9 protein-coding genes and 1 pseudogene are annotated in these 12,528 nt (G+C 41.0%); 5 read left to right on the top strand and 5 right to left on the bottom strand.

The genetic code is table 11. The features are described 5' to 3' along the window. Positions 1 to 4 precede the first annotated feature (4 nt). From N5852_RS12030 to N5852_RS12020, 3 genes and pseudogenes are all read right to left on the bottom strand, one after another. Positions 5 to 919, bottom strand: a pseudogene (locus tag N5852_RS12030) (ABC transporter ATP-binding protein); the annotation flags it as partial. After that, a complete protein-coding gene (livM, locus tag N5852_RS12025; protein WP_262098015.1) occupies positions 919 to 2,502 on the bottom strand; it encodes a high-affinity branched-chain amino acid ABC transporter permease LivM in 1,584 nt (527 codons plus the stop codon). The pseudogene N5852_RS12030 and the gene livM, both read right to left, overlap by 1 nt. A 1-nt stretch (position 2,503) precedes the next feature. Next, a complete protein-coding gene (locus tag N5852_RS12020; protein WP_262098014.1) occupies positions 2,504 to 3,418 on the bottom strand; it encodes a branched-chain amino acid ABC transporter permease in 915 nt (304 codons plus the stop codon). Between the two features lie 393 nt (positions 3,419 to 3,811). Between N5852_RS12020 and N5852_RS12015 the strand changes: the two genes are divergently transcribed. Together N5852_RS12015 and N5852_RS12010 are read left to right on the top strand one after the other, a co-directional pair. Next, the gene (locus N5852_RS12015) at positions 3,812 to 4,102 is read left to right on the top strand and encodes a hypothetical protein (protein WP_262098013.1); all 291 of its coding nucleotides are present in this window, start codon (positions 3,812 to 3,814) and stop codon (positions 4,100 to 4,102) included. A 533-nt stretch (positions 4,103 to 4,635) separates the two neighbouring features. Beyond that, positions 4,636 to 4,920 carry a DUF6694 family lipoprotein gene (locus N5852_RS12010; protein ID WP_262098012.1) on the top strand — a complete coding sequence of 95 codons (285 nt, stop codon included), beginning with the start codon at positions 4,636 to 4,638 and terminating at the stop codon, positions 4,918 to 4,920. Between the two features lie 107 nt (positions 4,921 to 5,027). On the opposite strand, the gene N5852_RS12005 is transcribed toward N5852_RS12010, so the two are convergent. Both N5852_RS12005 and N5852_RS12000 read right to left on the bottom strand, forming a co-directional pair. Next, a complete protein-coding gene (locus tag N5852_RS12005) occupies positions 5,028 to 8,657 on the bottom strand; it encodes an acyl-[ACP]--phospholipid O-acyltransferase (protein ID WP_262098011.1) in 3,630 nt (1,209 codons plus the stop codon). 122 nt (positions 8,658 to 8,779) lie between these two features. Further along, the gene (locus N5852_RS12000; protein ID WP_262098010.1) at positions 8,780 to 9,664 is read right to left on the bottom strand and encodes an arginase family protein; all 885 of its coding nucleotides are present in this window, start codon (positions 9,662 to 9,664) and stop codon (positions 8,780 to 8,782) included. Between the two features lie 196 nt (positions 9,665 to 9,860). Between N5852_RS12000 and N5852_RS11995 the strand changes: the two genes are divergently transcribed. From N5852_RS11995 to N5852_RS11985, 3 genes are all read left to right on the top strand, one after another. Continuing rightward, on the top strand, positions 9,861 to 10,670 hold the full coding sequence (locus N5852_RS11995) for a L,D-transpeptidase family protein (RefSeq protein ID WP_262098009.1): 810 nt from the start codon (positions 9,861 to 9,863) through the stop codon (positions 10,668 to 10,670). 280 nt (positions 10,671 to 10,950) lie between these two features. Then, positions 10,951 to 12,156 carry a L,D-transpeptidase family protein gene (locus tag N5852_RS11990; protein ID WP_262098008.1) on the top strand — a complete coding sequence of 402 codons (1,206 nt, stop codon included), beginning with the start codon at positions 10,951 to 10,953 and terminating at the stop codon, positions 12,154 to 12,156. After that, on the top strand, positions 12,132 to 12,365 hold the full coding sequence (locus N5852_RS11985) for a sulfurtransferase TusA family protein (protein WP_262098007.1): 234 nt from the start codon (positions 12,132 to 12,134) through the stop codon (positions 12,363 to 12,365). The genes N5852_RS11990 and N5852_RS11985 overlap by 25 nt, the downstream gene beginning before the upstream one ends. The last annotated feature ends 163 nt before the right edge of the window (positions 12,366 to 12,528 follow it).

The raw sequence follows: 12,528 nt of genomic DNA, 5'->3' as shown, positions 1-12,528 counted from the left end.
CATCACTTTCTTCAATCAATTTGTGGACAAGCGCATCTGTGTCGTCATTTTCACCATCAACCAAAAGATCGTCAATTTCTTCATCATCAACACCAAGATACGCAGCAATGACTTTTGGATCATTTTGCACATCTATTGGTAGGCCATCAGAGATTTTTGAGCCATATTCCAGCACAATAACATGGTCAGAAATTTCCATAACCACTGACATGTCATGTTCAATAAGCAAAATACTGGTATTATAGTCGGCTTTGATGGAAAGCAGCAGCTTATTAAGCTCAAGCGACTCACGTGGGTTTAAGCCAGCTGCGGGTTCATCAAGGCATAAAAGCTCAGGTTCGGTGCACATGGCGCGAGCAATTTCTAATCGCCTTTGGTCGCCATAGGGCAAGTCTCCTGCTGGATCATCAGCACGGTCAAGAAGATCGATTTTTTCAAGCCAAATGGCGGCTTTATCAATAGCTTCTTGGGCAGCTTTTTTATAGGATTTAAAGCCTAATAGTCCTGCAATTGTAAAGCCAGATGCACGCATCAAACTATTATGTTGGGCAACAAGCAAGTTTTCAAGAACGGTCAGGCCGGAAAAAAGCCGGATATTTTGAAATGTTCGGGCAACTTTTGCCTTTTTGGTAATTTCAAAATCTGCAAGGCGTTCTAGCTTCAAAGTTTTTCCGTTTTTGCGGCTCATTGATACCATGCCGCCAGTTGGACGATAAAAACCCGTAATACAGTTAAAAACCGTGGTTTTACCCGCGCCATTTGGTCCAATCACCGCAGTGATTTGGCCGCGTTTTGCACTAAAGCTCAAATCGTTAATAGCTACAATACCGCCAAAAACCATGCGTAAATGCTTGACATCAAGGATGATGTCATCTTGTTTGTGCAGTGCCTGCTGTGGGGATTTTGCTAGATTTTTCATCAACCATTTCCCTCGCTGGTAAAGTTGCCAGAAATATTTTTCTTTTCTTTTAAATAGGCACTTGGTTCGCGTCCGCTAACAAAGCCGCGCGGCCGCCAAATCATAATAAAGACCATGGCAAGGCCAAACCACAACATGCGATAATGAACAGGCTCAAAACCGGGGCCAAAAATCATTTGCAAGGAGGGGATTTCGCGTAAAGCTTCCGCGCCGCCAATCATGATGATAGCAGCAATGGCGATACCGCGTAGTGACCCCATGCCACCAAGAACGACAACTGCCAAAATCATAGCTGATTCATCAAAGGTGAAACTTGTGTAATCTACAGAGCCTTGGCGTTGCGCAAAAAATACACCAGCAAGTCCACCAAAAAACGCACCGGATGCAAAGGCGGATAATTTTGTGGTGACAAGATTGATACCTAGTGAGCGGCACGCGATTTCATCCTCGCGCAACGCTTCCCATGCGCGTCCTATTGGCATTTTGCGCAAGCGCGTTATAAAAACTGCCATAGCAATAACAACTGCAAGCACAATATAATATAGGAAAATTTTTAAGTAAGCTGGGCTATGGGCAAGGCCGAATATATCAGCAAAATTGCCTTTGCCACTTTTAAAGGATATACCGAAAAATGTTATTTGAGCCGATACGTTAAGGCCTTGTGCGCCGCCGGTGACGGTCTCCCAATTTTGTAGGACAATGCGGATAATTTCACCAAAAGCAAGGGTGACGATGGCAAGGTAATCGCCTTTTAGCCGCAAGACTGGAAAACCAAGCATCATGCCCCATAAAGCCGCCAAAATACCAGCAAGTGGTAGACAAAGCCAAAAAGAAAAACCAAAATGATTGCCAAGAAGGGCTACCGTATAGGCACCTACTGCGTAAAACGCGACATAGCCGAGATCAAGGAGGCCAGCAAAACCGACAACAATGTTAAGGCCCCATGCGAGAATGATATAGATCAAAATATAATAACCATAATTATCAAGCCACTTTTGTGACATTTTAAGGTTATCAACGCCCAAAATAACAATGACGGGATAGACAATTAAAAAAGCAAAGAAGACAATCGGTAGGGCACGAATAAAGCTTTTGGGAATTGCATTACCAATACTTACTGCCAAATTGCGAGATTTTGAAAAATAGTCAAAGAGGGTTAATAGCGCAACAATAATAAGTGTTACTATGGCAGTGGTGAGTAAATGGCTTGCTTGATCGCTTAAGACATAGGTGCCTTTTTCGCTGGCTTCCATATACCAAAGCCATGAGCGATAGCCAACAAAAAGAGCAACGGTTGGAATAATGGCGGCAGTAAAGCCACGTAAACCGCCGCCAAAAAGAACAAAGGCAAAGCGACCAAATGCGGCAATTAAAACATAATTGAACAAATAGCCCAATTGTGGTGTTAATATCATTTCGTTGGAAAGATTATAATCTGCCCTAAAGCCAATAATAAACAAGAAAAGAGCAAGAGTTATTGCACCTGTAACAAAGCCTTGTTTGATAGCAGTTGGTAAACGGCTTGGAGTATCATTTGATGTGACAAGACCTTGATTACTATTGGAAAGCGTTGTTGTGGACATGCTATACTTTCTCCACATCTGCGCGGCCAAGTAAACCAGTTGGCATGAAAATTAAAACAATAATAAGCACGCTAAAAGCTGCAACATCCTTATAGGCAGGATTGACATAGGCGGCCCAAAATACTTCAACAAGGGCAATAAGAATGCCGCCTAAAACCGCACCATTGAGCGAGCCAATGCCGCCTAGAACAGCAGCTGTAAAGGCTTTAATGCCGGGAATAAAGCCATCAGCAGCGGAAACATAATTATAATAGGATAAGAAGATAGCGCCAGCTACTGCCGCCAATGCTCCGCCCATAATAAAGGTCATAGAAATGGTACGGTCAACATTAATACCTAAAAGCGAGGCCATTTTTGCATCTTGTGCACAAGCGCGCTGTGCGCGACCAATCGATGTTTTGGTGACGATATAAGTAAAAACAGCCAATAAAATGATGGTGGTAGCAAATACCATTATTTGTTTAAACTGCAAAGTTACGTTAGTACCGGGGATAAGTATTCCGCCTGAAATGACATCTTGGAGTGATTTTGGACGCTGACCTTGAAAGACTGGTACGAAATTCTTTAAAACAATCGACATACCAATTGCAGTAATAAGTGGCGCAAGGCGAAATGAGCCGCGCAACGGCCGGTAAGCAACCCGCTCAATCGTCCAACTCCAAGCCGAGGTAAAGATAACCCCGATAATCATAATAAGAATAAGCGCCAGCAAGATGGGAACTGCGGTTGGCAATAATGCAAAAAGCATAAAAGCGATAAGCGCGATAAAGGCACTTACCATAAAGACATCGCCATGGGAAAAATTGATCATGCCTAAAATGCCGTAAACCATGGTATAACCAATAGCAATCAAGCCATAAATGGCACCGAGGGCAAGGCCGTTTATTAAAACCTGAAAGAAGAGATCATAATCCATAATATCATTTTCCTAATTGCTTAAATGATGAAATCTATTTTCAGCGCTTATTAAAGGCGCATCATTTAAGCGTTAAAGTAAATTTAATTTACTGTTTGCGTGCATATATTGGGGGCTGTTCATAACAGATACGTAGTTTCAATCAATGAGTTTGCACCATTTTCATGTTAAAAAAAACAAAAATATGTGAAGTTTGGTGGCGTTTTTTGCAAAACAGTTAAAATTATGTCTCATTTTGAGAGAAAATTACGAAAAATATGTCCTTTGGGTAACTTTATATGAGTCGACCAGTTTGTAAACAATTTGTTATTAAAGGACGACTTACTCGCCCTTGCCAACTGCCTTGTTCCACCCCACATTGTTAAGATACCATTATTTATTTAGGAGATTGCAATGAGTATCTTTGAACGTGAACAATCCGAAGTTGAAAAATTAAAAAAACACATTTCCAGTTTGCGCGAAGAGCTAAATGTGCTTACCCAAAAAAGCAAAGACATGCATCTTCTTGATAATGCCCATGAATTTGGCGAGCGTTTGCGCCAACATGGCCGTAGAGCAGCTCATGAAGTTGCAGATCAAGCCCTAGTAATGCGCGACAAGGTGAAAGAAAATCCAAAAACAACTTTGGTCGTTGTTGCCGCTATAGGCTTTTTGGCTGGAGCATTTTTTTGGACACGCCGCTAAATCAGCTATCAAATATTTAAATACTTTAATGTTTAGCTATTCGTATGTTTTTTATATTGTGAGTAGTAATAAGAATTTCTGTAGTTCTTGATTTAATTAAATCCGTTACCTTAAAAAGGCTAACGGATTTTTTTATAAGCATGTGTTTATTTTCTGTATTTTAATAACTTGATGATTCCATAATTGCTTTTGCAAAAAGCAATTATCTAAATTTATTTAGTGATAGCGATAAAATATGCCGCACATGATGATTTTTTAGATTAAACTACAGGAAGCATTACTTAATTTCATTCAAACTTGTTTGTCTTAAAAATGAGGTCGTTTGGTTTCCTATTTAATATTAGTAATTAATAATATTATAAGTAATTTTAGATCTATTATAGTATTATGCTTTTAAAAGTGATGCTGGCTGTGATCCAATTAAAAAATAGTGATAAAATTTGTTATTATTGTTCAATAAACTTGCTTTAAATTTAAAAATGTTTTTTATGTATTGATGGTAATATAGGTCCATTAAATTGTTAGGGTAAAAAATGAAAAAACTATTATGTATGTTGCTTTTAACTGTTTCTCTTGCTGCTTGCGGTAGCGGTGAGCCAAAAGCAGATATGAGTACAAATGAAAAAATGGAACAGTCACTTGATGAAATGTCAAAGAAACTTTCTCCAGAAGATGCTACAAAATTGAAAAATGCTGTTGTTGCAATTAGCATAAATCTTGCTATGGCAAATGCTGGCGATCAAGAAAAAACTCTTGAAGCTTTGAAAGAAAAGCTAAATGGCAAGACCGCCAAAGAAATAATCGACATGGCGAAGTAAATTTTATTAGTTTTTTAAACTAATAGATTTAAGGTAATTAAAAATGGCCGGTACCTTTAAGGTTCCGGCCATTTTATTTTTAAATTTAATGAATAAAACGGTTTAGTTTACGCTTGTTCGACCATTTTTTTCAAGGCTGGATAGTCGATTTTACCAGTGCCAAGCAAGGGTAACTTTGCATAGATGATCCGCGATGGCACAAAGAGTTCAGGGATGCCTTCCGCACGTGCAAGCTTTAATAAATCAGGGCGCGTGACTTGTTCTTCTTCACTAACGAGCACGATACGCTCGCCTTTTTTAGGATCGCTTAAGGTCACAACACCCAACATAACGCCAGGGAAAGCACGCGAAGCCATTGCTTCAACCGCCGATAGGGAAACCATTTCACCGCCTACCTTTGCAAAGCGTTTCGCGCGGCCAAGAATGGTAACAAAACCTTCATCATCAATATTGACGATATCGCCTGTATCATGCCAACCATCAACAGGTGGCTCAATAATGCCGGGCTTTTCAACCCGTAAATAGCCAGCCATGACATTTGGGCCGTAAACAAATAAGCGGCCGCCATTATCAACACCTTCAACCGCTTCAAGGCGCGGAGTGATTGCAGGCAATAATTTACCAACCGTTCCTGGCTTATTATACATAGGGGTGTTAAGTGCTAAAACAGGTGACGTTTCAGTTACGCCATAACCTTCAAGCACGCGAATGCCAAATTTATTCATCATCATTTCGCGGGTTGTCGATTTTACTGGCTCTGCACCTGCAAAACAATAACGGATTGAGCGAAAATCATAAGGATGGGCATTGCGACCATAACCATTCAAGAATGTATCGGTACCAAAGATAATTGTTGCATTTGATGAATAAATCGCTTCTGGAATGATGCGATAATGCAAGGGTGATGGGTAAAAGTAAACAGGAACCCCCGATGTTAATGGCAAAACAGTACCCGCAGTCAAACCAAAAGAATGGAACATTGGCAAAACATTGAAAAGACGATCAGCACTGTTAAAATCGACCCGTGCTGCGGCTTGTGCAACATTCGATAACATATTGCCATGAGATAATACCACACCTTTTGGTGTACCCTCTGAACCCGATGTATAAAGGATAGCTGCAGGGTCATGATGCTGGCGGTTTTTAACCAAAGGACGTGTTTTCATCACCATAGCGGTTATTTTTGCCAAATAATTGATTTCTTTCGCCATATCTTCCAAAAACACAAAGCGGATATTGACGGCTTTTAAGCTTTCAGCAAGTTCCTCTAAGCGTGCTTGGCGAAGGAATACCCGCGATGTGATGATTGTTTTAATTTCAGCGGCTGTTGTTGCATAGGTTAAAGTTGAAAGACCGGCTGAAAAATTCATCATAGCAGGCACTTTACCGGCAGATTGCAAGGCAAAGAAAGCAATTGCCGCAGCATTGGAGTTTGGCATCATTAAACCAACATTGCTGTCTTTTGCCAAATGCTTGGCAAGGGGCTTGGCAAGGGCGCGGATAGCGGTAAGCATGCGGCCATAACTCATCAAACCACGCATTGGATCTTCAATCGCATCATGGCCCATACCATAATCTTTACCAGCTTTTACCAAAGCATCCAACACGGTGCCATCATGGCCTGAGGTTGCAAAAACAAGATCGGACATGATGCGGTATAATTCATTGCCGGCAGCATGACGGCGAGCGCGAGATTTTAGCTTAGGATCAAGTTCCAATTCAACCGGTGCTGTAATTGTTACGCGCACTTTAGGGAAAAATTGGCGGCGTACAGCAATGCCAGAAAGGCGTGAGAAGAAAGTGCGTTCCAATCCATCAATTTTAATCGGTACAACCTTAGCATTGGTGCGGTCTGCAACCATTGCCGCGCCATCATAAACCTTCATCAAACTACCAGTAACAGTAATCCGGCCTTCAGGGAAAATAACCAGTGGGGAGCCATTTTTAACTGCACGAATGAGGCTACGGGCTGCCAAGGGGCGAGTTGGATCCATTGGAAATGCGTTCATATATTTTAAGAATGGGCGGATCCACCAACGGCGTGCGATAACTGAATTAATAGCGAAAGCTGGCGCACGCATAGTATTATCGGTAATAGCAAGCGCCAATAAGCCATCTAAAAATGATACGTGATTAAGGGCAAGAATAGGTGTCTCACCAGCATTTTTGAGGTTTTCAAGTCCTTTAACTTCAAGACGGAAAAAAGCACGGAATAAAATAGTGATAAAGTCGCGAAATGGATTTGTTGGCAAAAAACGCAACATAAAAAATGACGCGATGAATGAGGCAATTGATAAGCCTATCAATACGCTATGCTCGGATGCACCGGTAAATAATTGCACTGAAAATACCTTGCCGCTTTGCACAAAAGCAATGATCAGCGCACCAATAACCATGATGCCAGAGTTCAGCACATTGTTAGCCGCAATAACACGGGCACGACTTTGTGGTGCGCTCCATGCTTGAAGAGCCGCAAAACCCGGCACGACAAGGAATGCGCCACCGATAGCGGTAAAAGCAAGATCAAAGGCCAAACGGATTGTACCAGGAACCATAAAAAATTCACTATAAGTGAGGATTTTTTGATCGGTTCCCATGCCGTTAACGGTAAAACTAGCATCAAGAAGAGCAAAGGCACAGACAATACTGCCAAACACCGATTGCAAAAGAACAATACGACCAGCTGACGCCCAAACAGCCATAGCTGAGCCAATAGCAATGGATATGGCAAAAACCGCAAGAAAGAAGGAGCTGCTATGGGCAAATTGACCAAGCTGCTTACCAAAAACTAGGGTCATGGGTACTAAAACAGCACCAATCAACCAGAACCAAGAAATCATCAAAGATACGGTGAATAATTTACGTTCACGGCTAAGTTCGCGCAGCAGGCGACCTGTAGTGCGCACAAAGTTCTTATCTATTTTTAGATCTGCTTTAGCAGCGCCATGGTAAGGCATAAAACAGCAGCATATCCAACCTAATAGCGCGAAAACAATCATCAAAGTTGCAGTGAGATAGGATGAACCGTGACCACCAGAAGAACTAAAATCGGCAAGTACGGAGCCTGCAAGGATTGCAATAAAGGTTGCAGCTTCCACCCAACCATTTGCTTTGGGTAAATCGGTACGGGCAATTTGCTCTGGTAAAACTGCATATTTAATCGGACCAAATAAAGCAGACCCAACACCAAACATAAATAAAGCAACCATTAAAATGGGTACTGAGCCTAAGATGAGTCCCAATGCTGCGCCAGCGGCAACAAATATTTCGATTAATTTATAAAACCGTGCAAGACGTGCTTTATCAAAGCGATCAGCTAATTCGCCGCCCGTTGCTGAAAATAATAAAAAAGGCAGCATGAAGATAGCTGTCCCTAACGTGTTGAGCGACTCACTTGATTCACTGGCAAGCGTTACAGTAATGAACAAGCCTAGGCTAACTTTTAAAAAATTATCATTAAAGGCTGAGAAGAATTGCGCCCCAAATAAAGGCCCAAACCGGCGGGATGTTAACAAATTGGCAATTGGTGGATTATCGGAAAATTCACCTTCTATTTGACTAAAGGATTGACGAGCAACCTTGTGGGTATCGCCATTTTGATTGCCTTCCGCTTGGCCCTGCACCATGACCGCCTCAACACTTTCTACTTGTAGTGTTGTTTCAGCCGTGCCCTTTTGCGAGCTACCCTGTTCGCCACCTGCGGCACCTAAGCCTTCTTTGTCGCTTACGCTCGTCATGTTAAACTCCCGTCTTAAAATGAACTTAGCTCACTATAGCTTGGGTTATTTTGTTAAGCAAGAAAAAAGTGAACATCGTTCAAAATTATTTTTAATATCGTTTTTTTTGAAAGATTACCCCGCTAGCCGCCATCACGCAAAATTGGTAGTTTTGCCAAAACATCTTTAAGGGCGATAGCATCCCATGGCAAATATTCAGTAATACCAAGTCCAACAATATCTACATGTGCAGAAACATCACGCAACAATCGTACTATATCTGGCAAATACATTTCACCTTGCGTAATGTCATCAAAATCACCGCTCGCAGCATCTGGATTGCCAAAATAAATTGAATGGAACTTTTTGACATCCAAAACATCAAGATTAAAATGCACGGCCAAATATTTAGCGTTAATTGAGCCTAGCCAATCAATCACGCTGTCACTTGATGCTTTTAAAGCACTGGCGCTAGCAATTTTTAAATTATGCAGATGGATAAAATCCGTTTCAAATGGCAAGGTTTTACCAAGACCTGCAAACATGACATTTTCTGGCTTTAATGGTTGCTTGACACGTTTGACAAAATCTTCATCACCCTTACCCAAAAGATTGCCAAGAACCATAGCATGGGCATTGTGAAAAACCTCTGGCGTCATAACATCAGGGTGGGCATCAAGCCAAAGTACCGCAAGATCACCATTATAAATTTCGTTTAAATAAGCAAAAGGAACCAGATCAACCAAACAATCTCCACCAAGAATGACTATTTTTTTCGGTTGATGCTTGTCTATTTTTTGGCGCGCTTCATCGGCTTGTTTTAATAAAACTTCGCGCCCGATAATTCCATTTTCAACCAGCAATGGCGATTGTTCATTATCACTAATGACATTAACTTGCTCCACCGCAAAACTTGGCTGCGGCGCTAAAAAATTTAGCAAAGCACTTCCCATCTGATAGGCTGAATAATTACCACCCTGCCACTGAGGAAATACCAGTCTCAACACGCTTTGATTTTGCTTGCTCATAAGATCCCCCAAAAAAACTGCAATTTTACTATCAATTGGCCTGGCAAAAATTAACCAATTATTTACCACCAATCCAAAAAATTGTAACTTGCCATTATAAAAACGCCGTTTCATCTCAAATTGGTCTTTAATCAAAGCAATATAACACATCTTGTAACTTGATCATCATAAAGCCATTAAAAGAAAGGAAAATGCAATGATTGATTGGCGCTATAAACTTGCCGCAATTCATTTGTGCCATAATTTGGCATCAATAATTGCTGTTGCCATTCTTTTAATCCCATTTAATATAGTATTTGCTTATCAAGCAGTAAATGCAAGTCCAATAGCCAAGGAAAGTAAGCCTTTACCTGACTATTTGTCCGCGCGCATGGCGAGCCTTGGCTTGAAAATTGATAGTCCAATCTATATTCGGGTTTTCAAACAGGAAAATACCTTAGAAGTTTGGAAGCAAAGTGCTGAAGGTACCTATAAGCCTCTTGCTTTTTATACGATTTGTAAACAATCGGGAAAACTTGGCCAAAAACGCCAAGAGGGTGATTATCAAGTACCCGAAGGCTTTTATAATTTAACCAAAGAACAGCTCCACCCACAGTCTAATTATCATCTAGCTTTTAATGTTGGTTACCCAAATTTGCGCGATCGCAATAATAAATATACTGGTAGCCTTATTATGGTGCATGGCAACTGCTTATCGGTTGGCTGCCTAGCAATGGGTGACGATAGGATTGAAGAAATTTACGCTTTGGTACGTGAAGCATTTAACGGCGGAGCTAAATCCATACCAATGCATATTTTTCCGTTTAAAATGAATGATGAAAATTTAACGCAATTTGATGGCCATGATGAAATGTCCTTTTGGCAACAATTAAAACCAGCCTATGACATTTTTCAAAACGAGTATATTCCAGCGCGGACTGTTACCTGTGGCAAGGATTATGTTGTAACATCGTCAGAAAATAAAAATGCAGCGAGAACGGTCTGTGCACAAGTGAAGAATTTATAGTTGTTTTAAAAACTATTGCGGTTAATTATTAACCAAGCATTTATCTTAACTTACTATTATGCTAGAAAATAAAGCGTAATTTGGCTAAAATAAACAAAACCGCAATAATATGCTTATAGCTATTCTTGGTAAAATACCAAAGGCTTTATCAAAATGGCGTTTAAAAAATGATAGTTTAAAAAGCTATTGAATATTGGATTTTGTTTAACCAAGGTGAGTTATAAAGCTTTCACCTAATTGCAGCGTATATGATACGCTTTGACGGATGCAGGAGTTATCCATGAAAATAAAAACTGCTATTTTTGCGGCGCTTATGGTTTCAAGCATGGCACTTGTCGGCTGTCAACAAGGTGGTGGTAGCAGCGGCGGTAGTCTTGCTATGTCAGGTCGTGCAGAGCGCGAATTGCCAGCCAAAATCCAGAAAAAAATGGCAGCTATGAGCATGCCTAAAACATCACCCATTATCATTCGCGTTTTTAAAGAAGAAAGCGCTTTGGAAGTTTGGAAACAGAAAACCAATGGTCAATATGGCCTTGTCGCAACTTATGAAATTTGCCAATGGTCAGGTAAGTTGGGTCCTAAATTTATTGAAGGTGACCGTCAAGCGCCTGAAGGCTTTTACACAGTTCGCCCAACGCAAATGAACCCGAACTCTAATTATTATCTTGCCTTTAATATTGGTTTTCCTAATGCCTATGACACAGTCAATGGTCGTACAGGCCGTCATTTGATGGTGCATGGCGCTTGTTCCTCATCTGGTTGCTATTCAATGACCGATGAAAGCATTGCCGAAATTTATGCTTTTGGTCGTGATTCGTTTAAAGGTGGTCAGCGTGAATTTCAGGTTCAGGCATTTCCATTTCGCATGACCGCCGCGAATATGGCGCGTTATCGCAATGATGCTAATTATCCCTTCTGGCGCATGTTGAAAGAAGGGTATGACATTTTTGAAGCAACCAAAAAGCCACCGCAGGTTGATGTGTGTGAAAAGCGTTATGTCTTTAATCGTATAAATACAAGCGGACAGCCTTTGTCGCCAGCTGGTGCATGTCCAGCCCCCACACAAAGTTTGCCGGTTGCCTATGCTGCCTATCAAGCTGAATATAATTCGGCTTTTTCAGAGGCATTGAATAAAAAGTCAAAAAAGCCAATTTCACCTTCTATTGCCGGTCTTGAGGAAGCACGTCTTGTTGCTGAGTGGAGCGCACGGCGCGCAAGGGGTGAAAAGGTAAGTCGTACTCCGCCATCTTTGAGTTCTGCATCTGCTGAGCGTAGTGGTGCACCAGATATTGCACCAGCATCAACAAATTCAGCGTCAAAAAATACGACATCCTCAACGAATGCAAGTATGCCCGCTGTAAAGCCAGCAACTGAACAAATGCAACAAAGTAGTGCTTTGCTCAGCACTCCAGATCAGCAAACAGCTGCCTTAGTGCCTATGCAAGAAAATAAGAAAAAACAATGGCTGGGTTTCTTACGCCGATAATCTATGATCTGCGTGGTCTTAAATGCCCGTTGCCTGTCTTAAAAACTGCACGGCGGTTAAAAGATATGGCATCGGGTGATAGGCTAACAATTTTGAGTGATGATCCATTGGCAGAACAAGACCTTAAAGACCTTTGCTGCAAATATCATTTAAAGTTTGATTACCATTACCGATCAGATCACATTGCTTTTACAATTATTGGCTCTTAAGCCTGAGGCACCATTAAAATGCTTTAATATCCAATGTTTGATGCAGTGGGATTAAATTTTAGGCATTTATAATTAAAAAAATCAAGCTATTCGAGCCAATATTTCTTCTATCATAATGCTTTCCAATAAGAAAAACTCAAAAACAGCATTGATAAAAACTAAG

Origin of the sequence: Bartonella sp. HY328 (assembly GCF_025449335.1) — a bacterium.
Classification (GTDB): domain Bacteria; phylum Pseudomonadota; class Alphaproteobacteria; order Rhizobiales; family Rhizobiaceae; genus HY038.
The sequence above is the reverse complement of the archived record's forward strand: the minus strand, read 5'-3'. Positions and strand labels throughout refer to the sequence as shown.